We start from the raw sequence: 24,244 nt of genomic DNA, 5'->3' as shown, positions 1-24,244 counted from the left end.
CCATGGCGAAGGGCATCCGGGAGCGCGAGTTCCAGAACCTGATGATCCAGTGGTCTCTCCCGATGGGCTGGGGCTTCACCGCGGGCAGGTCGCTGCCGCGTGAGGTGACGCAGACGGTGCTTGCCGGTCAATTGCGGGACGCCATCATCCGGCTTAACTCTGAGTTGATCGGCGGGTTCGACGTGGACGCGGTGGTCGAGGAGATCGTCGCCACGGTTAACGCCGTCGAAGGCGGCTTGGTGCGGGCCAACGAGCAGGTGCTGCGCCTGCTGCGCGGGCTCAAGGAGTTCCGGGACGCCGACGGGGTGTGGCATGCCTTGAAGGTCATCGACTTCGAGCATCCGGCCGCCAACACGCTGGTGGTGTCGGACGAGGTGACCATCACCGTCCCCGGCAAGACCTCCCGCAGGTTTGACCTGGTGTACTGGGTCAACGGCCTGCCGCTGGTGGTGGTCGAGGTGAAGTCCCCGACCTCGAAGTCCGCGTGGGTGGATGCGGCCCGCGAGATCAATGACGTGTACGCCACCGAGTACCCGTGGTTCTTCACCCCCAACGTCTTCGCCGTCGCCTCCGACGGGCTGAAGTTGCGGTTCGGTGCCGCCGGCGCGCCCACGAACCTGTGGCAGCCGTTCCGGTCCACTGCCGACGACGAGAACCTGTCCGGCCAGGCCGACGTGCAGCGTTCGCTCGAACTTCTGCTGAACCCGGCGACGATCCTGGATATGCTCGCCAACTTCGCTCTGTTCGACACTTCCGGGGGCGGGGCGGACAAGAAGTACCTGCCGCGCTATCCGCAGATGGAGGCCGCGCACCTGATCCACCAGCGGGTTCTGGCGGGAGGGTCGAAGGGCCTGATCTGGCACCACCAAGGCAGCGGGAAGACGCTGCTGATGGTGTTCGCCGCCTCGCTGCTGCTGACCGACCCCCGCACCGATTCACCCACGATCATCCTGCTGTCAGACCGGACCCACCTGGTCCGGCAGACCTCCGGGGTGTTCACCTCCGCGATGGGCGACGCCTACTTCCACCAGCCCGCCACCAGCCAGGAGCTGCGGACCCTGCTGGCCGACGACGTGCGCGGCGTCATCTCCACGACCGTCCACAAGTTCGCCGACGCCGGCAAGATCCTGTCGCGTCGGAACAACATCATCGTGATGGTCGACGAGGCGCACCGCACCCAGTCCGCCCGGGCCAACTCCCTGGCCGGGCAGATGCGCGCGGCGCTGCCACGCGCGAAGTTCTTCGGCATGACCGGCACCCCCGTCCGCAATCTCGCCACCGACACCTTCGCGCTCTTCGGCGAGGAGAGCGATCCGGGCCGTGTGCTGCACCGGTACTCGGTGTCGCGGTCGCTGCAGGACGAGACGACCGTCCCGGTGATGCTGGACCCGCATCCGGTCGCGTTCGAGATGGACGATCAGGCATTGCAGGCCGAGTTCGACCAGTTCGCCGACGAGTTCGACCTCGACGACCCCGACCGTGAGACCCTTTCCCGCAAGTTCGGGCGCCTGACCAGCGTGTTCGCCAATCCCGAGCGCATTCACGCGGTCTGCCAGGATATCGTGGACCACTACCTGGCCGGCGCCTACCGCAACGGCCTCAAGGCCCAGGTCGTCACCTACAACCGCGAGCTGGCCGTCGCCTACACCGACAAGCTCAACGAGCTCCTGGCCGGGTTCGAGGCGTCCCAGGTGCTCGCCGAGGTCGGCACGCATGACCGGATCACCGCCGAGGTGAACATCTCGGTCTCCAACGCCAAGGACGAAGACCCCGCCCTGCGGCCGTTCCGGCTCACGGAGACTGAGGAGGAGGAGCAGAAGCGGCGGTTCCTCACCCCCGACGACCCGCTGTGCTTCCTGGTCGTCACCGCGAAACTGATGACCGGGTTCGACGCACCCAACGAGGGCGTCCTCTACCTGGACAAGCCACTGAAGGCACACACCCTCTTCCAGACGATCACCCGACCCAACCGCACCTGGGTGTCCCCGGCCGGGTTCGTCAAGACCTCCGGGGTGGTCGTGGACTACATCGGCCTGGCCGAAGAGGTCCAGCGGTCCGTGGTCGACCCTGCGTCCCCGGGGACGGCCGGCCGCGGCGGCGGGTTCGTCACCGACCTGTCGGAGCTGGTCGCCGAGTTCCGCACCGTCTTCGCCCGCATCGAGGACCTCGTCGCCGACGTCGACGACCTGGACCTCACCGTCCACGGATACGAGTCCGTGCGCGCCATCAACGTCTTCCTAGACGCCAACCCCGGCGCCGCCGAGGTCTTCAGCAGGGACTACCGGCTCCTGGCCCGCCTGTATCCGCTCATCAGCACCGACAAGCGGGTCGCCAAGTACCGGGACGGCTTCGCACTGTTCGGGTCGGTGTACACGACCCTGTTCAAGAAGTCCTCCGACCAGGAGCGCAAGGAGCGACTGACCGAGCTGGGGCCGATGGTCCTGGAAATCATCAACACCCACGTCCACTCCTTCACCGCAGTCGCCGCACAGGAGGAACCCCTCATCCTGGACGCCCAGGGCATCGCCATCCTCAAAGAACTGCTGGGACTGGTCCGCCGCAAGCCCGGCGGGCACGACGATGAGGATGAGACGCCGCCGTCCGCGGCGGAGATCCTGGACCGCATCAAGGCCGCTCTCGACGAAGGCGTCGAACCGGGCTCGGCACGGTACACCGCTTTGGCCGAGCGGATCAGGCTACTGCGCGACCGGATCATCCAGAACGCCCAGGACGCACTGGAGTTCCTGTCCGAAGCACTCCGCATCGCCCGCGCCATCGTGGACGCAGAAAAGCACCCCGACGAAGCGGTCGTACTCGACGACGACCACGTGGGTGTCCTGTCACGGATCATCCACGACCACGCACCACCCGGGCTCACCGTCACCGAGAGGAACCTGGCCGAGGAGATCGACCAGGTGGTCACCCGAACCCTCGCCGGCTCCTGGGACAACGCCGACGCACGCAACCGAGGCGTACGCCGCGCCACCGCCGCGGTCTTCCGCCGCTACATGCTGAAACCGGTAGGGGAACCGTACGACTCCACCGTCGCCTACATCGAAGCCCACTACCTAATTGACTGATCTGGACTCGACCGAGATCACGCCGGTAGTGGCGTGTAGATGTCCTCGTCCTGCGGGATTGTGGTTTGAGGCCCCAGCCATCGGAGCCTGGGATGGGCCGCGGACAGGCCTAGCCGCACGAGGGAAGGATGTCTGTTAGATGAGTGGCATGAACCTCACAGTGATCGGCCAGGGACTCACCGCGGACCGGGTCGACGCCATGCATGCGGGCCTGGCAGTCATGGGAGTCGCCGACGCTTCGGTGATCGTCGCGGACGACTTCGTCTCCACAGTGAATGATCTGACCTCGCAGCAGAGCTATTCCACCGGCCGCGGCGCTGGTGTGGTAGCGGCGCGGACCATCCCCGGCGACGACGGGTCAACGATCGTGGTGAACGGACCGGAGACACGGAATCGGTCTCCCCAGCTCATCGAACGGCTTCTCGCCCATGAGGCCGGCCACATCTGGCTGAACGAGCGGAAGGAAAGGTTGGAAGGGCGCCGCCGACTGGTCGGCGCGGACTGGGAGTGGTGGCTGCTGTGCATCGGCGGTCTGGCCCTCGACGAGCTACGGATAGAGCGCAGCCTGGCCGACCTCGGCTACCCCACGGCCAACGCCGGGACGATGGCCTACGCCGAGAACGCTCTATATTGCCTCAACGTCGAGGTCGTTGACGCGCTTCTCGACCCGGCAAGCGCCGACATCATGACGTTCAGCCAGTCGATCATGAAGACCCACGACTGGCTGGCCAAGCAGCTCGCTTATCTCGCCGCCTTCCGGTCGGACGCCACCGAGCCCGGGCTTGCCGGACTATCGACCCACGCCAAGGAGAACTGGGAAGACTACATCGGCTCCACCTGGGACTCACGCGTCGTTTTGTACGAGTCGGTACCAACGGCGCTGGACCCCATCAGCGATGCCGATCTGAACGAGCTCCTCGTGGGATCCAAGCGGCAGGAGGAAGCCCAGCTCGCCAAGCTCGGATTCCGCTACGCCTCGTTCGGAGACGGCTTCTCCTTCCACCGGACGGCTAGCGATACTCTCTGCAATGTAAGGGCACAGCGCGCACTCGAAGAGACCGGCATCCGCGAAAAGGCGCAACAGCGATCCGGGTGACATCCGGCCACGGAGACGCTCTATCGTGACGCTGAAAGCGAATGCGCTGGCTGAAAGGGCGTTACGGCGCGTGGTGTGGCAACTGGCGGCCGTGACCACCTGTTGGAGTCGGCGAAGGACTTCGCAGCGGGCCACCGAGGGCATACACGTAGGATAATCATCGAGTGATCGCCCTCGGTCTCGACGTGACCTTAACTTTGATTAGTCTCCGTACGGCCCCGTAGGTCACCTTCAGCCGGCTGACCTCGTTTCTGACAGGCTGCGAAGTAGGTTTGATGCGAATGCGTCCGGGGCATCCACCGCGTATCCCGGGCGCTACCTGTTGTGCAGCAGCCGCTCTACTATCGGCTGAATGATCAGTGGGGCACCGACGCTGGCGAGGCCGAACAACAGAGCAGCCTCGTCGTCGACGATCTGCTTCCCTGTGACGCCGGTCATGATCAGCACAACCCCCAACGGCGACTCCAGTGCCAAGCCTGTTAGCAGGTAGGTGACGTTCCAGCGGATGGCCGCGCCGCGGAGAAACAGTAGTGATCCGGCGGACCCCGCTGACAGCAGCATGATCGCCAAACCTGTGGTGAGGCGGCCCGATCCATCGGCAAGCACACTGATCGTGCATGCCATAGCTGTGACAATTATCGTGGCGGCAGTGGCCACTGCCGCGTACCAGCGGCATCGGCGATGTTTCCTTACTTCATCGAGACGGTCCGCCTCAGCGAGTGTGATCAACGCCTGATGCGGCTCTCGTCCGCTCAGAGTAAGGTCCAGGATCGTCGCTTCAAAGAGGCCAAGCGTGGCCACTGCTGGCTCGTCGGCAGGCTCGGTGAACGGATCGAAGTCCTGGTAGACGACTGGGTGCGCATCCTGCGTGCTCAGCTCTCTCGTCAAGCTCACCAGTAGTTCGGTGCGCCTGCGCCGCAACGCTTCCAGTGTCTCAGTGTCCGTGGGTTCCCCCTCTGCTGCAGCGGCAAGCGATGCGGTCAGCGCCCACAACAGCAGGCATTCCTCGCTCCGATCCAGGGGCGTTGCGTTGGCCAGTTGCGGATCCGGGCCTGGGCGGGTCTGGTACGCGAGTTGACGGGCAAGCGCCACTAGCGCACCGTTGACACCGGTCGTCGACAGACCGGCCAACGAGAGGCGTACCTGATCCCACGGGGTATCTCCACGATCCGGGATGACCGGATCAAGTGCCCAGGCGATCAGCGCAACATGCAATGGTGCCAGCGGCGCCCCTCCCGAGCTGCAGGTGGCCGCGACCACCTGAACTGCCCGGGCGGCCACCTCCCGGTCGCCACCGCGTAGCTGGAAGGCCGCACGAGCAGTGAGCGCGATTGCTGCGGCATCATCGCCGAGTGTCCGGGCCTGGTTGCCCTGAAGCCATACCAGCATTTGCTCATACGCCGACTCGGCCATGCGCCGCGAGCCGACCGGATGCTGCGAATCCGCGACGGCCACCAGCGCAGTCTCCAACGGATGCGCCCCTTCGGCCTCGTCCCGTCGACGCAAAATGGCTGCATGGGCGCTATCGTGCAGCCGCGAGGCGTCCAAGGCGACGTTCGTCCCCTCGATCGACATCGTCACAAGAACCAAGGTCGGGACCGCAGGTCGGCGCGCATGGTCATCGGGTTCCACTCGCCCCGTTCATCCATGTAACCGATCAGTTCTGCGAGTCGTTCGCCGTAAAATAGCGACACGGGCTTTGACCGGGCGTTGAAGCCGCGCCAGTTGGCGTGGCCGAGCCGGTAGACCTGCAACACCAGGCCGCCGAAGTCCTCGGGGCCGATCGTGGAGCGCTCGTCGAGCTCGATTAGCAACGGGCGGCGGGCGGGGCCGAGAGTTCCAGCGGTTTCCACCTGGACCAACGCGCGCCGCTCCGCCAAACGCAGCGTCAGCCCCTTCGGCGGCGCGAACGTCGCCTTCTCACCATCAAGGAACTCAAACAGCGAGGAGTCGTCGATACGCAAGAATGCTACGGGGAGGGACTGCATCCCGCTGCTGGCCAACGCCCGCACTGCGGCGCGGATCTCTCGTTCGCCGGTGCGGCGCGCCAGGTGGATGATCACCCGAGTCGGTGGCAGATCGGCGGTGCGGCTTTCGCGCAGCGCAGCAGTGATCGCTTGGGTCAGCTGCCGCTCGTAATCGCCGTCGGTAGCAGGGGGTGAGGCGTGGGTGGCCAGGTATGCGCCGTTGGACACGAACGCCACCGCATAGCCGAAGCAGCGGCGCCGCTCCCCGTCCACGGCTGCGATATCGGCGCGGCCGACACCAACCACCAGATCGCTGTCATAGCCTCGTGCGTCGACGACCCAGGGATACCCGCCTAGCTTGGCGAAGGCCGCCAGCGCAATGTTCGCCAACGACCAACCCAGCCGGCCAGTGTCCGCTAGCAACTCCTCCGTGACCATCTGGCTCGGGATCCCGCGTGCGGCAAAAAACTCTTTGGCGATGTAATACGGGGTATCCGTCACCCACCGGTCGGTGTGCGGGACGATCACGATCGCTAGATCCGGCTCGCATCCTCGCGGTTCAGCGGCCCAACGGTCCAGTGCCGCACGCAGCCGCTGCATGTCGCGGGACTGCTCGCCGGACGGCAGCCGCAGGTGCGACAGCGCCGGCGCCGCTTCGTCCGGCATCCCAAACAGGCGCTTGAACCCTGGGTAGTTCCCGGAGCCAGACAGCAGCTTGCTGCCGAACCGCTCGGCCTGAGCGTGCATAGCGCTGGGATAGGCGAGCAGAAGCTGCGGTTCGTGTCTCAACCCAGGCAGCCGGTAGGCCCCGAATTTGCGCAGTCCCTTGTAGGCGTGGGTGTCAGAACGAGACGGGATAGCAGCGTCGAACCGCAAGCGAGGCTCGCTCATGACCGTAGCTGACCAGGGCTCGCGGGCAGGCCCGCTGATGACGAAGATCTCCCGCGGCATGGTGGCGACCTTCGCGGGCGCGTCGTTGGCAAACCTGAGCTCGCGCCCGAAATCGTTCAGGAGTTGCTCGGTCTCGACGAACCGCTCCTTGGCCGCGTACTGGTTAGGAGTTCGGCGATCCTCGCGTCGCAGCGTGCCGGACGCGGCGAGCAACTCAGCGTACACGCGCGAGGCGTCTTGATAGCTCTGCCGCTGCAAGAGCAGCTTGAACACCAGGCTGGGCCGAGCGACCAGCTGGTAATCCGATGCGGGGAAAGCCCTGTCCAGACCGCCATCACGGTCGGCCAACAAAACCTTGTCACCATCAAACCCGGCGACCCGGCCGCGGGGCGGCCCACCACTGGTACCGGCGCGACGCAATACGGACTCACCGACAGCGACTCCGCGCCCAGGATCATCAGTCAACGGTTGGTCGACCAGCCACCGCACTGACGAGGACGCGACCAACAACAGCTCCCGGACCTGCGTCCCCTCCCAGACGGCGCGCGCTTTGAGCACAGACTGAATCACGAACGGGCCCACAGTCTCGCGCACACCCGGACGTACCGTGTTCATCTCGCCCTTGCTGATCCAAAACTCCCAGCCCAGCTCCCTAGCGCGCAGCCGCAACGCTTCCCGCAGGTTGAACAGGTGCACTGGCAGGTGTTCCTCTGCGGCCAGCTCCACCGTCCCCTGACCGTCAATCGGCTGAGCGGTCCAAGCCGCCCCCTCATGCAGGAAAAGCCGTGCCCGATGGCGACGCTCCAACTCGCGGCGCGAAGTAGCAGGATCAGGCACTGGAATCCGCACCACCGTCTGGGTGGGTGGAATCGTCACAGGGTAGGCGTTGATGTACATGCCCGCTGGTACTGTCACAACGACCCAGTCCGCAGGTCAACAGGCTGACCGGGCAGCATCCCGGCTGGCCGCGGTCTGTGTTCCAGGACTGACATAATGATCGATCACCACGCGAACCAAGATCAAACTGCGGACGTTCCTCAAACTTCACTCCGGAAGTACCCCGACGACCCACGCCAGATCAAGCCCGTCACCGTCACCTTCCGCACTCTAGTAGAGGTCTGTTGTGTTACTTATTCCACACAACACGCCGGTGTCGGCAGCATCCCTACATTTGGCGGTTATCCCAAGAGCGATGCCTGGCGAGAGGGGGATTGGTCATCGAAGGCGGGATCCGCGTTCGAAACCGTGACGATCACCAAGTGCCTAGTTCGAACGAGCTGCTGATCACCAGTTGTCCACCCAGGGTCGCGTGAGCGGCGCTCGACGCACACGCACCTATCTGTGACGTACCCCCTACCGGATTCGAACCGGCGCTACCGCCTTGAAAGGGCGGCGTCCTAGGCCGCTAGACGAAGGGGGCCCGGGTGTGGCGGAGATGGTCGCCACTCGACTTCGCCAGTGTAGAGGACGGGGTGGGGCGGCGTGCAAACGGTTAGCCGGTGCGGGTGGGGGACGGGAGGCGGGCGCCCGGGGCGCTCTCGGTGGGGGACGGGTTGCGGGACGGCCAGTCGGAGGGGAAGCCCGAGGGGAAGGGGGACGTCGGCGAGGCCGGGGGCGAGGAGGCCGGGGGCGTGGGGTTGATGGTGCGGTCGGGGGCGGGTTCCAGGTGGCGCTCGATCTGGGCGGAGGTGAGGCCGAGGCCGCCGAGGCGCAGGTCGTCCCAGCCCTGGAGGCGGTGGGTGGCGCGGCTGAAGTAGAGGACGGACAGTTCGATCGGGGTGGGCTGCTCGTGTTCGAGGCCGCGGAGGCCGGCGCCGCCGGTGGAGCCCTGGACGAAGAGGCGGGTGCCGGTGGGGAGGAGCTTGGTGGAGCGGGCGTGGGTGTGGCCGGCGAGGACGAGGGGCGTCACGCCGGAGAACGCCTCGCCCTCGCTGGGGTCGTGGGTGACGACGATGTCGGGGGTGGTGCCGGAGGCGCGGAGTTCGGCGGCGTGGCGGAGGCCCTCGGCGCGGAGCTGGTCGGCGCCGACGAAGTCGTCGCGGGTGCTCTTGTCGGGGGTGTAGCGGGGGTCGCCGAGGCCGTAGACGCGCAGGCCCGCGACCTCGCGGGTGGTGCCGTCCAGGACGATGGCGTTCTTCTGGCGGGCGACGGCCTTCTGGGTCCCCATGGAGTCGTGGTTGCCGCGGACGTAGACGTAGGGGACCTTCAGGTCGGAGATGGAGTCGGCGAACTTGTCCTCTGCCTTGCTGCCGTGGTCCATGAGGTCGCCGCTGTCGATGATGAGGTCGACCTTGAACTGGGTGGAGACGGACTTGATGACGTTCCAGGCGGCGGGGTTGAGGTGGATGTCGGAGACGTCCAGGACGCGGATGGTGGACGGGTCCGGCTCGTAGGTCGGGAGGGTGGAGGTGGTGGTGTAGAGCTCGGAGACGTTGCCGACGAGGCGGGCGAGCTGGGCGCGGTAGGCGGAGAAGCGCTCGACGATGCTCTGGGCGTTGCCGACGATCTGGGGGGCGTTGGCGAGCAGGCCGGTGTAGCGGGGTTCGGCGATGGACTGGGGGTTGAACGTCGACCAGGTCAGGAGGGCCAGTGCGGTCAGCCCGGCGGTGGTGGAGCCGAGGCCGATGAGGGCGCGGCGCCAGGAGCGGAACAGGACGAGGGACGCGACGAAGCTCGCCGCCAGGGCGATCAGGACGGCGCGGACGAGCAGCTCGATGAGGCCGTGCCGGATCTGGCCGGCGATCCGGTCGGTGAGGCGGTCGAGCTCGGTGTCGTCCTCGATCAGCTTCTTGGCCTGCTCGGGGCGCAGGTCGGTGAGGCGGGCCTCCAGCGAGACGGGGCCCTCGTGGGTGTCGAGCCGGAGGGAGCCGAGGGGCGGCAGTTTGAGGGTCGTCCCGCCGTGCAGGGACGGCTGGAGGGTGAGCTGGACGTCGGTGGGGCCGACCGGGGTGACGTAGCGGCCGCCGGCGATGAGTCCGAGGTAGCCGGCGCCGAGGCCGATGACGGCGACGAGGGCGAGGCGCGTCCACCGGCTGGTGAGGAAGGGCGCGAGGGGGGAGCCGAGGCGGCGGGCCCGGTCGGCGGTGGTGGCGACGAGGGCGCGGAGCGATGCGAGGGCCTTGGTCGACGCGGCGCGGACCTTGGGCACGTTTTCCCCTTCTATCGAGCAGAATCGACCGTGTGATGGAGTTGTCGCGCGATGAGTTCGAGGACCTTGTGGGCGAGGCCCTCGACACCATCCCACCCGAGCTGACCGCCCATATGCGCAACGTCGTCATCGTCGTCGAGGACGACGCGCCCGAGCGCGGCCTGCTCGGCCTGTACCAAGGGGTACCCCTGACCGAGCGGGGCGACTGGTACGCAGGCGTCCTGCCCGATCACATTTCGATCTACCGCCACGAGATTCTCCAGATATGCGACACCAGGGAGGATGTGGTGGAAGAAGTCCGGATAACGGTGGTCCATGAGATCGCGCACCACTTCGGGATCGACGACGGGAAGTTGCACGAACTCGGATACTGACGCAAGGAATTGCGCACTGTCGGTCACGCGACTGCCACGCAGCGTGAGTTAATAGGGGAGGGCGCCCGGTCCCGGGCGGGCTGAACTGGAGCGTGCGTGGCGGGAAGGCAGACCGGCCGGCATCGTCGTCCGCCGGAGGAGCAGGCGACCTACCGCGAGGTGTTCGCGGTCGGGGAGTTCCGTTCTCTCTGGCTGGCGCAGGCATTGTCGTACATCGGGGACCAGTTGGCGCAGGTCGCGCTGGCTGTACTGGTGTACGACCATACGCGGTCGACGCTGCTCACGGCGCTGGTCTACGCGCTGACCTACCTGCCGCCGATCCTCGGCGGGCCGGTGCTGTCCGGGCTGGCCGACCTGTTCCCGCGCCGCACCGTCATGATCGTCTGCGATGTGCTCCGGGGCGGTCTGGTGGCGGCCATGGCGGTCGTGGCGATGCCGGTCGGGGTGCTGTCGGGGCTGGTGTTCCTGGTGGTGCTGCTGGGCACGCCGTTCTCCGCCGCGCGCGCCGCCGTCATGCCGGACGTCCTGGAGGGTGACAGATATGTGGCGGGCTCGGCGATCGCCAACATCACCCACCAGATCACGCAGGTGCTCGGCTTCCTGGCGGGCGGCGCGATCGTCGCGGTCATCGGGACGTACGAGACCCTCGCCCTGGACGCGCTGACGTTCGGCGCGTCCGCGGTCATCCTGATCGGCGGGCTGCGGCGGCGGCCGGCGCCGCGCCGCCGCGAGCGCGAGTCGCTGGGCCTGCTGCGCGGCACGCGGGACGGCGCCCGGCTGGTGTTCGGCGACCCGGTGCTGCGGTCGCTGGTGCTGTTCGCCTGGCTGTGCGCGTTCTACGTGATCCCCGAGGGGCTGGCCGTCCCGTACGCGGCGACGTTCGGCGGCGGCGCGGTGACCGCCGGGCTGCTGCTGGCGGCGATGCCGACCGGGATGGTGGTGGGCTCGCTGCTGTTCAGCCGGTTCGTCCGCCCGGCGAACCGGCTGCACGCGATGGGGTGGATGTCGATGCTCGCCTGCCTGCCGCTGGTCGGCGCGGGCGTCCACCCGCCGCTGTGGTGGGTGGTCGCGCTGTGGGCGCTGTCGGGCGTCGGCAGCGCCTACCAGCTGGTGGCGAACACCGCGTTCGTGGCGGCGGTGCCGGCGTCCGGGCGCGGGCAGGCGTTCGGGCTCGCCCAGTCCGGCATCCTCGCCGGGCAGGGCGTCGGCATCCTGGTCGGCGGCGCGGCGGCGCAGGTGCTCGGGCCGGAGACGGTGGTGGCGCTCGCGGGCGCCGCCGGCCTGTCGGCCGCCGCGATGCTGACGCTGGGCTGGAACCAGGTCCGCGGCGGGCTGATCGCCGGGACGCGCGGGGGCCCGCTCGCCGCCACCCCGCCGCCCGGCCGGGGTGAGGACGAGATGTCCGGTGCCAGCCGTCCGGCCTAGGCGCTGGTGCGGTTCTTGTTCATCCCGTCCTTCGTCTTCTGGATGACCTCCTGGACCTTCGGCGAGTCGCTCGCCTTCTGGAACATGTCCTCGGCGATCGAGGTCGGCCGGCCCTCCTCCGGGATGAGGATCCAGGCGAGGATGTAGATCGGGACGCCGGGGCCGAACACCGCGAGGACGGCGAAGCCCAGCCGCACGATGTTGACGTCGATGTCGAGGAACCGGGCGACGCCCGCGCTGACGCCGGAGACCATCCGGCCGTCGCGGATGCGGCGCAGCTGCTTGGTGGTGCTCTTCTCCATGTCCATGCCTCGATCATGCCCAGTCCGGCGGAGATCGGACATCGGGATTCGCCCTGATTCGCCCCTGAGTACATCCCCCGGGGTTCAGGGTGCCGTCCCCGACGTACCCTCGTGGGCGGACGGCCCCGGAACGAAGGAGACCCGCATGGACGTGCTGCGTGTGGACGACCGGCTCGCGGACGAGGAGCGGATGGTCCGCGACACCGTGCGCGCGTTCACGGCGGAGAAGGTCATGCCGCACCTGGCCGGCTGGTTCGAGGACGGGGCGTTCCCGGCCCGCGACCTGGCCCCCGAGCTGGGCAAGCTCGGCCTGCTCGGCATGCATCTGCGGGGCTACGGCTGCGCCGGGACGAGCGCCGTCGCCTACGGGGTGGCGTGCCGCGAGCTGGAGGCCGCGGATTCGGGGCTGCGCAGCTTCGTCTCGGTCCAGGGGTCCCTGGCGATGGCGGCGATCCACACGTTCGGCTCGGAGGAGCAGAAGAGCGAGTGGCTGCCGCGGATGGCCGCCGGGGAGGCGATCGGCTGCTTCGGGCTGACCGAGCCCGACCGCGGCTCCGACCCCGGCGACATGCGCACCCGGGCGCGCCGCGACGGCACCGACTGGGTGCTGAACGGCGCCAAGATGTGGATCACGAACGGGTCGATCGCCGACATCGCGGTCGTCTGGGCGCAGACGGACGACGGCATCCGCGGGTTCCTCGTCCCGGCGGGCACCCCCGGGTTCACGGCGAGCGACATCCACCGGAAGCTGTCGCTGCGCGCGTCCGTCACCTCCGAGCTGGTCCTGCAGGACGTGCGCCTGCCCGCCGACGCGGTGCTGCCCGGCGTGAAGGGCCTGAAGGGGCCGCTCAGCTGCCTGTCGGAGGCCCGCTACGGCATCCTGTGGGGCGCCGTCGGCGCCGGGCGGTCCTGCTACGAGGCGGCCGTCGGCTACGCCACGACCCGCGAGCAGTTCGGCAAGCCGATCGGGTCGTTCCAGCTCACGCAGGAGAAGCTCGCCTGGATGGAGGTCGCGCTCGGCCAGGCTGGCCTCGTCGCCCTGCACATCGGCCGCCTCAAGGACGAGGGCGCCGTGACGCCGCAGCAGGTGTCGTTCGGCAAGCTCGCGAACGTCCGCGCGGCGCTGGACGTGGCCCGCGAGGCCCGGACGATCCTCGGCGCGAACGGGATCACGCTCGAGTACCCGGTGATCAGGCACATGAACAACCTGGAGAGCGTCCTCACCTACGAGGGCACGCAGGAAGTGCACCTGCTCACACTCGGGAAGGCCGTCACCGGGCTGGACGCGTTCCGTTAAGGAGGGCTTGAACCCTCCGCGTAGGGTTATTGACTGGACGTCCTGCAGTGACCTGGGCAGACTCGCCCGGGTCAAGCGAACTACCAGAGGGAGCGGCATGAGAGTCGGCATCGTCGGGGCCACCGGACAGGTCGGGGCCAAGATGCTCGAAATCCTGGCCGAGCGCGGATTCCCGGTCGACGAGCTGCGGCTGTTCGCCTCGGCGCGGTCGGCGGGGCGCAGGCTCCCGTGGGACGGCACCGAGATCACCGTCGAGGACGCGGAGACCGCCGACTACACCGGCCTCGACATCGTGCTGTTCTCCGCGGGCAAGACCACGTCGAAGGCGCTGGCGCCGAAGGTCGCCGCCGCGGGCGCGGTCGTGATCGACAACTCCTCCGGCTGGCGGGTGGACCCGGACGTCCCGCTGGTCGTCGCCGAGGTCAACCCGCACGCCGCGCGGAACCGCCCCAAGGGCATCATCGCGAACCCGAACTGCACCACGATGGCCGCGATGCCGGTGCTGCGGCCGCTGCACGCCGAGGCGGGCCTGGCCGCGCTGGTCGTCTCCACCTACCAGGCGGTGTCGGGCAGCGGGCTCGCGGGCGTCGCCGAGCTGCACGACCAGGTGGCCAAGACGGTGCAGGGCGCCGACAAGCTCACCCACTCGGGCTCCGGCGTCGACTTCCCGGAGCCGTCGGTCTACGTGCGCCCGATCGCGTTCAACGTCCTGCCGATGGCGGGTTCGATCGTGGACGACGGCCTCGCCGAGACCGACGAGGAGCAGAAGCTCCGCAACGAGAGCCGCAAGATCCTGGAGATCCCGGACCTGAAGGTGTCGGGCACCTGTGTGCGCGTCCCGGTGTTCACCGGCCACTCGCTGCAGGTCAACGCCCGGTTCGAGCGGCCGATCAGCCCGGAGCGCGCGAGCGAGCTGCTCGCGGGCGCGCCCGGCGTCGTGCTGTCGGACGTCCCGACGCCGCTGCAGGCCGCCGGCCAGGACCCGACCTACGTGGGCCGCATCCGCCGCGACGAGACCGTGGACAACGGCCTCGCCCTGTTCTGCGCGGGCGACAACCTGCGCAAGGGCGCGGCCCTGAACACCGTGCAGATCGCGGAGCTCGTCGCCGCCGAGTAGGGCCTGGCGGGACCTAGGACGACCTAGCGGGCGCGCCCTCCTCGGACCTCCAGCGTTTCGAGGAGGGCCGCCGTGCTCTGCGCGATCTCCTCCACGGCGCGCTCGAACGCCTCGGCGTTGTGGGCTGCGGGCGCCCGGAACCCGGAGATCTTCCGGACGTACTGGAGCGCCGCCGCCCGCACGTCCTCGTCGGTGACGTCCTCGGCGTACGGCGGGCGGAGCGTCTTGATGCTGCGGCACATGCCCCCAGTCTTACTCACGCCTCGGACATTGATGGGCCCCCGGACGTTCCTGCCTGGGAACTTTCAGCAGGAACGCCCGGGGGTCCGGCGGGGGGCGGGGACCCCGGTGGCGGTCGCACGGTCCGGGCCGAGATTCGTCCCGTACGTCCGCCGGTGTTCAGCCCTGGGGGTGGGGGACGGGCTGTTCAGCAGTGCACCGCGACGGCCGGTGGGGTGTCAACGAATCCATCCGCCACTGGATTTTCAATTGTGTGAACGGGGTCGTGGGAAACACTGAAACCGGCCGCTGACCAGCGGTTATGTTGTGATCTTGAGGTCGTCCAGGCCCGCTTCGACGAGGCTCCCGGAGCCCGCGTCGGCGGCCTCCACCACGATGCGGACGCTCTGCCCGGCGTAGCCGGAGACGTCCGCGGTCTGCGTCTGCCAGGCCCCGGCGCGGTTCGCCGCCGCGCCCGCCTGGTTCAGCACGGTCGTGGACCCGTTCGGCCCCACGACCCGCACCCGCAGGTAGTCGTCGGACGAGCTGTTGTTCAGGTGCGCGAGGAACCAGGAGAACGACAGGGTCTTCGACCCGGCCGGGAGCGCGATCGCCGGCGACTGGATGCTGGTGGTGCCGCCGTCGAGGTCGTAGGTTCCGGCGTCGGTTCCGGCCGCGGCGCCGGTCACCAGGGCGGCGCTGCCGCCGGCGGCGGCGAGTTGCAGGTTGGTGCCCGACCAGCTCGTCGGCTGCGGGGTGCCGCGCTCCCAGGCGCCCGCGGTGGCGGTGTCGGTGCCGTTCGGGTTCGCCGTCCAGCCGGTGGCGGACTCGAAGCCCTCGGAGTAGACGGTGTCGCCGGGCGGCTCCTGCGTCCCGCCGTCGCCGCCGAGCGTCCAGACGGCGTGCGCGATGGCGTCGGCGTTGCGGTCCAGCGCGGTGTCGTCGATGTTGGACGTGGTGTCGCACGACGAGTGGTAGCAGCGGTCGAACGCGACGCCCGCCTGGCCGCCCCACAGCTGCGCCTGCTGGGACGTCTTGCGTCCCTCGGCGCCGGTGAACAGCCCGCCGGCGGGGATGCCGACGCGGATGAACGGGCCGTAGTCGGAGCGTCCGTCGAACGCCGTGTCCTGGACGGGCACGTTGATCGAGGTGAAGTAGGAGCGGAGCACCTGCTCGATCTGGGCGGACCCGGCCGGGCCGCCGCTGCCGGACGAGCCGTCCCCGTCGTAGGCGAAGTAGCCCGGGTTCGGGGAGCCGACCATGTCGAAGTTCAGGTATCCGGTGATCTTCGACCGCTCGGACGACGGCAGGTTGTTGACGTAGTAGGTCGATCCGACGAGGCCGAGCTCCTCGGCGCCCCACCAGGCGAACCGGAGGTGCCGGTCGGGCTGGTAGTTCGTGCGGGCGACGGCGAGCGCGGTCTCCAGGATCGCGGCCGTCCCGGAGCCGTTGTCGTTGATGCCGGGCCCCGCGGTGACGCTGTCGAGGTGCGCCCCGGTCATCAGGGTGTCGTTGGCGTTACCGCCGGGCCAGTCGGCGATCAGGTTGTAGCCGGTCGCGCCGTTGCGCGAGAACGACTGGACGCTCGTCTGGTAGCCGGCGGCGTCCAGCTTGCCCTTCACGTAGTCGAGCGAGGCGCGGAAGCCGGGACGTCCGTGGGCGCGGTTGCCGCCGTTGGCGGTCGCGATGCTCTGCAACTGCGACAAGTGCGCCTTGACGTTGGTGAGCGGGATGTCGGGTGCGGCCAGCGTGGCGGGCACGGTGGGGGCCGCCGACGCGGGCAGGGGCAGAAGGGCGGACACCGTCAGGGCCGCCGCCCCGAGCACCGCCATGGTGCGCGATCTCATCGATCCTCCAGGGTGGGGGAAGGAACGGCCCGTGACGGGGGAGCGGGCCCCGTCACGGGCCGCGTGCGGGGGGCGGTCAGGACTGGGTGATCTTCACGTTGTCGAGGCCGGCCTCGACGAGGCTGCCGGAGCCGCCGTCGGCCGCCTCGACCACGATCCGGACCGACTGGCCGGCGTAGGCGGACAGGTCGTAGGTGGCCGACTGCCACGTCCCGGCCTGGTTCGCCATGGCGCCGCTCTGGTTCAGCGCGGTGGCCGAGCCGTTCGCGCCGACGACGCGGACGCGCAGGTAGTCGTCCGTCGAGCTGTTGTTGAGGTGGGCGAGGTAGTAGTTGAAGCTCAGCGACAGCGTGCCGCTGGGCAGGGTGATCGCCGGTGACTGGACGGTCGTGGTGCCGCCGTCCAGGTCGTAGGTTCCGGCGTCGGTTCCGGCCGCGGCGCCGGTCACCAGGGCGGAGGTGCCGCCGGCGGCGGCGAGTTGCAGGTTGGTGCCCGACCAGCTCGTCGGCTGCGGGGTGCCGCGCTCCCAGGCGCCCGCGGTCGCGGTGTCGGTGCCGTTCGGGTTCGCCGTCCAGCCCTTGTCGCTCTCGAAGTCGTCGGAGAAGACCGTCGTCCCCGGCGTGCCGGTCCCGCAGGACGCCTCACCGCTCTGCGCCGGGACGTCGATCGCGCTCCAGGCCGCCTTGACCGCGTTGCACTCGGTCGCCGAGCCGGGGAACAGCTGCACCGCCGCGTTGATCGTCTCGACGCGGGCGCGGGCGTGGCTCCAGTTGGTGACCTTGCGGTTCAGCCCGCCCATGAAGATCTGGCCGGCCTTCTTGACGCCGATGCCGGTCACGGTCGAGCCGTTGCAGGTGGGGCTGGCCGGGTTCCCGTTGGACGGGTTCGAGCCCTCGGCGAGCAGGTAGAACCAGTGGTTCTGCGGGCCCGCCGCCGAGTGCACCTCGGTGCGCGGGATCGCCGACGAGTAGCAGTTCGGGTCGCCGAGCGCCTGCGGGTTGTACATGTTGCGGATCGGGCCGGAGCCGACCAGGTCGACCTCCTCGCCGACCAGGTAGTCGGGCGGGTCGAGGCTCGCCGGCTCGTTCATGTAGTGCTCGGTCAGCGCGCCGAAGATGTCGCCGGCCGACTCGTTCAAGCCGCCCTTCTCGTTGCCGTTGCCGCCGCTGTCGCCGCCGGGCGTCGTGGTGAAGACGGCGTGGCCGTTCTCGTGGCCGACCACGTCCACCGACGTGGCCTGCTTCGTGCCGGCCTGGTTGTGGCCGAAGTTGGTGTAGCTGCCGTTCCAGTAGGCGTTGGCCTGGTTCAGGCCGACGCGGAGCGGGAACCCGCCGCCGCTGCCGTTGATGCCGTTGCGACCGAGCCAGTCGCGCAGCATGTCCCATTCCTTCTGGACGGCGTACATGGCGTCGACGCAGGCGGTCTCCAGGTTGGTGCCGCTCGCGTTGCCCCAGGCGCTGTCGGTGCCGGTGTAGGTGGCGCCGTTCTGGCCGCCGCACCGGACGCCGGAGCGCTGCGGGTCCGTCATGGACGTCGCGGCGGTGCTGAGGTCGACGGTGCCGTGGTAGTAGCTGCGGTCGTCGGCGGCGTCGCGGACCTCGTCCCACGTCTTGACGACCTTGCCGGTCCTCGCGTCGACGAGCACGTGCAGCTTCGTCGGCGCGTTCTTCCGCGTGCCGCTGACGACGGTCTCGTAGACGAGCCGTCCCGCGCCCTCGGCCAGCACCATCAGGCGGGGCGAGGACGCGCTCTCGACCTTGGAGACCTTGGCGCGGGACGTCGTCGCGGCGGCCGACGCGGCGACCGTCGCCGTGGTCGACACGTCGAGCTTCTCGGTCTGCCCGACGGACGTGCTGAGCACGCCGCCGCTCGCGTTCGTGGTGACGACGAAGTCGCCGCCGTAGACGGGCAGGCCGTCGTAGGTGCGCTCGTACTGGACGTGCTGGAGGCCGCGCAGGCCGGAGGTGACGCCGCGCCGGACGATCCGGTCCTTCGGCGCCTTCTGGAACTCGGCGGGCTTCGCCGCGACCAGGCGGTCGGCCGAGGCCGCGGCGAGGGTGCGGGGGTCGGGTTTGGCGGGGGCGGTGCTCGGGGTCGCACCTGTGGCGGGGGAGGACATCGCCACGGCGAGGCCGACGGACAGCACCGTCGCCCCGATCGCGGTCTGGTGTCGCACGGGGGTGCTCCTTCCACGTGCCGGACGGTGCGGGGGAGGACACGTGGAGGTCTTTGTGGGAGCACTCCGCGGGCCGCCGCTCGCCCGGCGGGGACAGGGATGGGGGACTCATCCGGATGAGCTGCCCCGAAGTGCACCTTGAATTGTGAAAAGTGTCAATAACTCCATTTGCTACTGGATTTTCAATTCAGCCGCGACCGGGACTGAAACCGATGGAAACCCCCGCTAGGGCGCGATGCGGCGGCAGAGCCAGGCGAGCGCCTGCGGGTAGCGGTAGTCGATGCCGCCGTGGCCCGCGTCGAACAGCTCGAACCGGATCACGTCCTCCCGGACGCCGGCGTCCAGGAGCGCCTGGTGGAACGCCTGCGCGCCGACGTCGAGGAACCACTCGTCGCGCGTCCCGCCGTCGATCCAGATCGCCCGCTGCGACCGCATCGCCTCCGCGTGCCCCGGCACCATCCGGACCGGGTCGAAGGAGAGCCAGCGCTCCCACACGTCCTGCCTGAGGACGCCGGTGACCGGGTCGAACGGCAGCTCCGGCGTGCCGTCCTCGCGCGCCGAGTAGCAGACCGCCATGCCGAGGACGTTGAGCAGTTCCATGTCCTCGGGCTCGGTGAACGACGTCCGCGCGTTGAAGTCGTTCCACCAGCGGAAGATGTCGCCGCCGTACTTGCGCAGGTGCCGGACGCATTTCGGGAACTCGGGCAGGTAGCAGTACTCGAACAGCGCGTCGCCCGCGTGCGTGGCGAGGGCGCCGAACAGGTCGGGGCGCAGCATCGGCGTGATCATCGCGCCGTAGCCGCCGCTGGACTTGCCGCTGATCGCCCGGTGCTCGGGCGCGTCCAGCGTCCGGTAGCGGGCGTCGATCCAGGGGACGATCTCGTCGCAGATGTAGGAGTGGTAGCGGCCGGTGCCGGGCGAGTCGACGTACTGGCTGCCGCCGTGCGCGGTCCAGGCGTCGACGAACACGACGATCGCGGGCGGCGCCTCGCCGGAGGCGAACACCGCGTCCGCCGTCTCGGGGAACGGCTGCCGGTAGGGCATCCGGTTGCGCCAGATCCCGACGTGCCCGGTGAACCCGGTGATCACGTACACGCTGGGGTAGCGGCGTTCCGGCTCGTCGTCGTAGCCCGGCGGGACGTACACGAGGACGGGCCGCTCGTGCGGGTCCTTCAGCGGGTTGCCGCGCAGCAGCTCACTGCTGACGACGTGCTCTTCGAGGCGTCCGGCGAACTCTGCGGACCATGGCAGCATGGGCACTCCCTGGGCGGTGAATGATCACTCCGACGCTAACCCAGGTCGCGGGGTGCGCGTCGGACGCCGGTGTCACACTGCGCCGGGCCGGCTCGTCAACCGTCCGAAGGGGAAGGAGACCCGCATGTCTGAAAACGCCCAACGGCTCCGAGAACTGCACCGGCCGGGTGATCCGCTGCTGCTGCCGAACGTCTGGGACGCGGGCAGCGCCACGATCGTCCAGGAGGCCGGGTTCCCGGCGCTCGCCACCGCCAGCGCCGCCGTGTCCGCCATGCTCGGCTACCCCGACCACGAGGGCGCGCCGGCGGAGGAGATGTTCGCCGCCGCCGCGCGCGTCATCCGCGCCGCGACCGTCCCCGTCACGGTGGACGCCGAGGCCGGGTACGGGCTGCGGCCCGCCGAGCTGGTCGAGCGGCTGCTCGCCATCGGCGCCGCCGGCTGCAACCTGGAGGACACCTACGCGGGGGAGCTGGCCAAGCCGGAGGCGCAGGCCGAGTTCCTCGCCGCCGTCCGCGACGCCGCGGGCGACGCCCTGGTGATCAATGCGCGGGTCGACACGTTCATCGCCGGTGTCCCGGACCCGGTGGACGCCGCGATCGAGCGCGGCCGCCTGTACTTCCAGGCCGGGGCCGACTGCGTCTACCCGATCACCGCGCCGATGGACGCCGTCCCGGCCCTGGTCAAGGGGCTGCCGGGGCCGATCAACGCGAACAACGTCCCGGGGACGTCCCTCGGCGACCTGGCCGCCGCCGGGGTGGCCCGCGTGTCCTACGGGCCGATGGCCTACCTGCGCACGCTCGACACGCTGAAGGAGTTCGCGACCCGCGTCCGCGCCAGGGAGGACCCGTACGCCTGAGGGGTAGGCGAGGGGTGTGAGGGCGCCCACGCCGGGGCGCCCTTGCAAGCACTCACTTACACTGGCACAGTGAGACGAAAATCGCCTCTATGTCTCAGAGAGTGAGGCCGGGATGACAGCGATCGCGGAGGAGACCGGGACCCCGAAGGTCGTCCTCGACTCCATCAGCGGGCTGGCGCTCGCCGGAGCCGCGGCGAACGTCGTCATGCAGCTCGCCCGCCTGCCCATCGGGTACGGCGTGGCCGAGAGCAAGGTCGAGAGCGGACGCGTCGACAAGCACCCGGTGAAGCGCGGCCGCACCACGCTCACCTACATCGCCGTCGCGATGCTCGGCACCGACGACGAGCGCAGGGCGATGCGGCAGGAGGTCAACCGGGCCCACCGGCAGGTCCGCGGCAAGGAGCCCGTCGCCTACAACGCGTTCGACCCCGAACTGCAGCTCTGGGTCGCCGCCTGCCTGTACGTCGGCCTCGAAATGATCTACGAGATGCTGTACGGCGAGCCGACCCCCGAGGAGGCCGAGCAGCTGTACCGGTACGGCGCCCGCTTCGGCACGACCCTGCAGATGAAGCCCGAGCTGTGGCCCGCCGACCGCGCCGCCTTCGAGGAGTACTGGCAGGACGGCGTGCGCAAGATCCAGATGGACGACGTCACCCGCACCTACCTGCGGAACCTCGTCGAGCTGCGCTTCCTGCACGCCCCGGTGCGCCTCGCCCTCGGCCGCTACCACACGTTCCTGACCCTCGGCTTCCTGCCGCAACCGTTCCGGGACGAGCTCGGCTACACCTGGACGCCCGGCCACCAGCGCCGCTTCGACCGCTTCACCCGCGCCATGCGCCTCGCCAACCGCGCCATACCGCGCCCGGCCCGCGAGTTCCCCTTCAACGCCTACCTCTACGACTTCCGCCGCCGCATCAAGACCGGCCGCCCCGTCGTCTGACCCCACCGCGCCCGCCGGCGCTCAGCGGCGCCGGTACCGGCCGAAGACGCGCCCGCGGCCGCCGCCGACGCCGGCTGCCCGCCCGGCATCGCGGTCGAAGATGTGCTCCCTGCCCTGGGGCGAGGCGAACATCTGCCCGGCGTCGTGGCCGACGCCGGGCACGCGCACCAGCGCGTGGACGTCCTTCTGCGCCTTGTGGCGCAGGTAGTCGTGGTAGATCTCGCCGCGCTCGACGCGGGTGGCGCCCTGCGCCTCGGCGGCCGGGTGGATCTCCAGGAGCGCCGCGCCCCGGTCGGTGTCGTCGGCGCCGAGCAGGTAGACGACGTCCCGGCCGATGTAGCGCGCGAAGTGGTCGGCGCCCGAGGTCGCGCCGCCGACGTACTCCGGGACGCCGGCGCCGAAGCCGTACCTCCACCGGTCGACCTCGGGGTCCTCGTGCGGGAGGAAGGTGTCCCCCTTGCGCCGGTCCCGGTCGAAGTACAGGTAGGTCGACGGGTTGGCGACGACGAACCGGACGGGCACCGCGAAGTCGTCGGGGCCGCGGCCGACCGCCGCGTAGCGGTTGACGAACTGGCCGCCGGCCGAGTTGCCGACGATGGTCACCCGCAGCAGCCCGGTGAACGCCTCCAGCCTGCGCAGCAGTTCGTCCATGACGGTGAACGAGCTGACCCGGCCCAGGCCGCCCTTCCAGTCCTCGGTGCCCCAGTGCAGATATTCGGCTCGCCCCGGGTCGTCCCGCACGTCGTCCTCGGTGAGGAACTGCGGTGCGATGGTCATCCGGTGCGGGGCGCCCTTGATGGACCGGTAGTAGTCGCCGGCGTTCCGCAAAGCGCCGTGGACGACGATGACCGCCTCCCGCAAGCGCGGATCCGGGTCGTCCAGCGAGCCGGAGGCGAAGTAGGCGAACTTACGGCCTTCCGTAATCAGGACTTTGTCCCCGATTTCGCCGATGGCCTCATGTTGAATGTCCGCCTGATTGGCAAAGGTCATCGTTTCCCCCCGGAGACCGCGCGGTATGTACGCGGCGGTCCATACCCGCTGCGGCGGCCACGACCGGAGGGCCTACGGAATTCGGGCCGCAGTGCCGATCTTCTTGCCTGGTCTTGGGAGGTGAATGACCGGTTCGTGGGTCTCATGTTCCAGCGTCCGCAGGGGTGAAGTGGAGGGGTCAGAGCCTTTCATCTCCCGGTGCCCGCCGTCAGCAGGACGCCACTTCTCGCATTTACGGGCGCCCTGTATGGCGATAAAAACCACACCCGTAACCGGCCTTCCGTTGGCCGGCTCCGGCGTGCCGCTGTGGCGATGGACGCGTGCGCCGAGTTCACGGGCGATCGGGCGTGCCGCGGGTGCGGCTCGGTCGACCCGTAGGTGAGGTACCTATGTCCCGCCCGGGAGCGTCGGCGCGGGCATTCGCGGTGACAATGGACACCGACCGGCCGGAAAGGATTTCCGATGGCGAATGCGCTGCACAAGGAGATCGCCGACGAGCTTCGGGAGAAGATCAGGTCGGGGGAGTTCGCGGCGGGGCGGCGACTGCCCACCGAGCCCGAACTGGAGCGCCTTTTCGGCGCGTCCCGGAACACGATCAGAATCGCCGTGACCACCCTCGTGCACGAGGGCCTGATCCAGATCCAGCCGGGGCGCGGAATGTTCGTCCCGGAGGGGCCCATCCCGTTCTTCGTGATCCTTTCCCGGGAGGAGGGCGGGGACGGGACCGGCTCGTCGCTGGACTCCTACAGCTCCGGCGTCCGCGCGGCGGGGCGCAAGCCGAGCATCCGCGACTTCGAGACGCGGATCGAGTACCCGGACCGGGAGGTCGCCGGGTGGCTGGAGATCGACGAGGACGCCCAGGTCGTGGTGCGCGGCTCGAAGCGGTTCATCGACGACACGCCGTACTCGCTGCAGAAGTCCTACTACGCGATGGACCTCGTGCGCGGCACCGAGCTCGAGGGCAAGGAGAAGATTCCGCGGGGGACGATCCGGGCGCTCGCCGAGATGGGCTACGAGCAGTCCGGATACCGGGACGAACTCGTCGCGCGGATGCCCACCCCGGAGGAGAAGAGATTCTTCAAGATCGGGCCCGGTATCCCCGTCGTCGTGGTGCACCGCGTCGCCTACACCAGTGCGTCCGTGCCGATCCGCCTGACCGTCACCACGTACGCGGCGGATCGCAACAGGCCGTCCTACGACATCGGAGAGGTCCCCGAACGGCCCATGGCCACGGGGCAGATCTCCATCGTGGGCTGACCGTTCAC

At 69.1% G+C, this 24,244-nt stretch carries 18 protein-coding genes and 1 tRNA gene; 9 read left to right on the top strand and 10 right to left on the bottom strand.

The window, feature by feature from the left end; all coding sequences use genetic code 11:
- Window positions 1–2: 2 nt before the first annotated feature.
- Window positions 3–3,080, top strand: coding sequence for a type I restriction endonuclease subunit R (locus tag ABFX46_RS29515; protein ID WP_346047139.1), 3,078 nt, complete (start codon window positions 3–5; stop codon window positions 3,078–3,080).
- A gap of 139 nt (window positions 3,081–3,219) precedes the next feature.
- Complete coding sequence (locus tag ABFX46_RS29510) at window positions 3,220–4,176, top strand: hypothetical protein (protein ID WP_346047137.1); 957 nt, start codon at window positions 3,220–3,222, stop codon at window positions 4,174–4,176.
- 315 nt (window positions 4,177–4,491) lie between these two features.
- Here the strand turns inward: ABFX46_RS29510 and ABFX46_RS29505 are convergent, their stop codons facing one another.
- From ABFX46_RS29505 to ABFX46_RS29490, 4 genes are all read right to left on the bottom strand, one after another.
- Window positions 4,492–5,757, bottom strand: a complete 1,266-nt coding sequence (locus ABFX46_RS29505; RefSeq protein WP_346047135.1) for a hypothetical protein — start codon at window positions 5,755–5,757, stop codon at window positions 4,492–4,494.
- Window positions 5,754–7,931, bottom strand: coding sequence for a Piwi domain-containing protein (locus tag ABFX46_RS29500; protein WP_346047134.1), 2,178 nt, complete (start codon window positions 7,929–7,931; stop codon window positions 5,754–5,756). The genes ABFX46_RS29505 and ABFX46_RS29500 overlap by 4 nt, the downstream gene beginning before the upstream one ends.
- A gap of 450 nt (window positions 7,932–8,381) precedes the next feature.
- Window positions 8,382–8,454 (bottom strand) — tRNA-Glu (locus ABFX46_RS29495).
- A gap of 72 nt (window positions 8,455–8,526) precedes the next feature.
- Window positions 8,527–10,182, bottom strand: coding sequence for a metallophosphoesterase family protein (locus ABFX46_RS29490; RefSeq protein ID WP_346047133.1), 1,656 nt, complete (start codon window positions 10,180–10,182; stop codon window positions 8,527–8,529).
- Between the two features lie 32 nt (window positions 10,183–10,214).
- On the opposite strand from ABFX46_RS29490, the gene ABFX46_RS29485 reads away from it, so the two are divergent.
- Together ABFX46_RS29485 and ABFX46_RS29480 are read left to right on the top strand one after the other, a co-directional pair.
- Complete coding sequence (locus ABFX46_RS29485; protein ID WP_163060970.1) at window positions 10,215–10,556, top strand: metallopeptidase family protein; 342 nt, start codon at window positions 10,215–10,217, stop codon at window positions 10,554–10,556.
- 96 nt (window positions 10,557–10,652) lie between these two features.
- Complete coding sequence (locus ABFX46_RS29480; RefSeq protein ID WP_346047131.1) at window positions 10,653–11,981, top strand: MFS transporter; 1,329 nt, start codon at window positions 10,653–10,655, stop codon at window positions 11,979–11,981.
- Here the strand turns inward: ABFX46_RS29480 and ABFX46_RS29475 are convergent.
- A complete protein-coding gene (locus ABFX46_RS29475) occupies window positions 11,978–12,289 on the bottom strand; it encodes a PspC domain-containing protein (RefSeq protein WP_163055677.1) in 312 nt (103 codons plus the stop codon). The genes ABFX46_RS29480 and ABFX46_RS29475 overlap by 4 nt on opposite strands.
- 139 nt (window positions 12,290–12,428) lie before the next feature.
- On the opposite strand from ABFX46_RS29475, the gene ABFX46_RS29470 reads away from it, so the two are divergent.
- Together ABFX46_RS29470 and ABFX46_RS29465 are read left to right on the top strand one after the other, a co-directional pair.
- Window positions 12,429–13,580: an acyl-CoA dehydrogenase family protein gene (locus ABFX46_RS29470; protein WP_346047130.1), complete on the top strand. Its 1,152-nt coding sequence runs from the start codon at window positions 12,429–12,431 to the stop codon at window positions 13,578–13,580.
- A 97-nt stretch (window positions 13,581–13,677) separates the two neighbouring features.
- The gene (locus ABFX46_RS29465; RefSeq protein WP_346047128.1) at window positions 13,678–14,697 is read left to right on the top strand and encodes an aspartate-semialdehyde dehydrogenase; all 1,020 of its coding nucleotides are present in this window, start codon (window positions 13,678–13,680) and stop codon (window positions 14,695–14,697) included.
- A 23-nt stretch (window positions 14,698–14,720) separates the two neighbouring features.
- Here ABFX46_RS29465 and ABFX46_RS29460 read toward each other — a convergent pair whose 3' ends face one another.
- From ABFX46_RS29460 to ABFX46_RS29445, 4 genes are all read right to left on the bottom strand, one after another.
- Window positions 14,721–14,957: a DUF2277 domain-containing protein gene (locus tag ABFX46_RS29460; protein ID WP_346047126.1), complete on the bottom strand. Its 237-nt coding sequence runs from the start codon at window positions 14,955–14,957 to the stop codon at window positions 14,721–14,723.
- Between the two features lie 279 nt (window positions 14,958–15,236).
- Window positions 15,237–16,763, bottom strand: a complete 1,527-nt coding sequence (locus tag ABFX46_RS29455) for a M28 family peptidase (protein WP_346047124.1) — start codon at window positions 16,761–16,763, stop codon at window positions 15,237–15,239.
- A 76-nt stretch (window positions 16,764–16,839) separates the two neighbouring features.
- Entirely contained in the window at window positions 16,840–18,939 is a 2,100-nt protein-coding gene (locus ABFX46_RS29450) for a M4 family metallopeptidase (RefSeq protein WP_346047122.1), read from the bottom strand.
- A 225-nt stretch (window positions 18,940–19,164) separates the two neighbouring features.
- On the bottom strand, window positions 19,165–20,193 hold the full coding sequence (locus ABFX46_RS29445; protein WP_346047120.1) for an alpha/beta hydrolase: 1,029 nt from the start codon (window positions 20,191–20,193) through the stop codon (window positions 19,165–19,167).
- Window positions 20,194–20,317: 124 nt separating this feature from the next.
- Here ABFX46_RS29445 and ABFX46_RS29440 point away from each other — a divergent pair, with 124 nt between their 5' ends.
- Window positions 20,318–21,049 carry an isocitrate lyase/PEP mutase family protein gene (locus ABFX46_RS29440; RefSeq protein ID WP_346047118.1) on the top strand — a complete coding sequence of 244 codons (732 nt, stop codon included), beginning with the start codon at window positions 20,318–20,320 and terminating at the stop codon, window positions 21,047–21,049.
- A gap of 112 nt (window positions 21,050–21,161) precedes the next feature.
- Entirely contained in the window at window positions 21,162–21,989 is an 828-nt protein-coding gene (locus ABFX46_RS29435) for an oxygenase MpaB family protein (protein ID WP_346047116.1), read from the top strand.
- A 21-nt stretch (window positions 21,990–22,010) separates the two neighbouring features.
- On the opposite strand, the gene ABFX46_RS29430 is transcribed toward ABFX46_RS29435, so the two are convergent.
- Window positions 22,011–22,979, bottom strand: coding sequence for a hypothetical protein (locus ABFX46_RS29430; RefSeq protein WP_346047114.1), 969 nt, complete (start codon window positions 22,977–22,979; stop codon window positions 22,011–22,013).
- 462 nt (window positions 22,980–23,441) lie between these two features.
- Here ABFX46_RS29430 and ABFX46_RS29425 point away from each other — a divergent pair, with 462 nt between their 5' ends.
- On the top strand, window positions 23,442–24,236 hold the full coding sequence (locus ABFX46_RS29425) for a GntR family transcriptional regulator (RefSeq protein WP_346047113.1): 795 nt from the start codon (window positions 23,442–23,444) through the stop codon (window positions 24,234–24,236).
- The last annotated feature ends 8 nt before the right edge of the window (window positions 24,237–24,244 follow it).

Origin of the sequence: Actinomadura chokoriensis (genome assembly GCF_039529475.1) — a bacterium.
Taxonomy (GTDB): domain Bacteria; phylum Actinomycetota; class Actinomycetes; order Streptosporangiales; family Streptosporangiaceae; genus Spirillospora; species Spirillospora bangladeshensis.
The sequence above is the reverse complement of the archived record's forward strand: the minus strand, read 5'-3'. Positions and strand labels throughout refer to the sequence as shown.

Excerpts from the sequence above, each read along its gene's own strand:
- ABFX46_RS29515 (WP_346047139.1), top strand. The coding sequence starts at position 3 with ATGGCGAAGGGCATCCGGGAGCGCGAGTTCCAGAACCTGATGATCCAG.
- ABFX46_RS29510 (WP_346047137.1), top strand. The coding sequence starts at position 3,220 with ATGAGTGGCATGAACCTCACAGTGATCGGCCAGGGACTCACCGCGGAC.
- ABFX46_RS29500 (WP_346047134.1), bottom strand. The coding sequence starts at position 7,931 with ATGTACATCAACGCCTACCCTGTGACGATTCCACCCACCCAGACGGTG.
- ABFX46_RS29475 (WP_163055677.1), bottom strand. The coding sequence starts at position 12,289 with ATGGACATGGAGAAGAGCACCACCAAGCAGCTGCGCCGCATCCGCGAC.
- ABFX46_RS29470 (WP_346047130.1), top strand. The coding sequence starts at position 12,429 with ATGGACGTGCTGCGTGTGGACGACCGGCTCGCGGACGAGGAGCGGATG.
- ABFX46_RS29465 (WP_346047128.1), top strand. The coding sequence starts at position 13,678 with ATGAGAGTCGGCATCGTCGGGGCCACCGGACAGGTCGGGGCCAAGATG.
- ABFX46_RS29455 (WP_346047124.1), bottom strand. The coding sequence starts at position 16,763 with ATGAGATCGCGCACCATGGCGGTGCTCGGGGCGGCGGCCCTGACGGTG.
- ABFX46_RS29445 (WP_346047120.1), bottom strand. The coding sequence starts at position 20,193 with ATGCTGCCATGGTCCGCAGAGTTCGCCGGACGCCTCGAAGAGCACGTC.
- ABFX46_RS29440 (WP_346047118.1), top strand. The coding sequence starts at position 20,318 with ATGTCTGAAAACGCCCAACGGCTCCGAGAACTGCACCGGCCGGGTGAT.
- ABFX46_RS29435 (WP_346047116.1), top strand. The coding sequence starts at position 21,162 with ATGACAGCGATCGCGGAGGAGACCGGGACCCCGAAGGTCGTCCTCGAC.
- ABFX46_RS29430 (WP_346047114.1), bottom strand. The coding sequence starts at position 22,979 with ATGACCTTTGCCAATCAGGCGGACATTCAACATGAGGCCATCGGCGAA.
- ABFX46_RS29425 (WP_346047113.1), top strand. The coding sequence starts at position 23,442 with ATGGCGAATGCGCTGCACAAGGAGATCGCCGACGAGCTTCGGGAGAAG.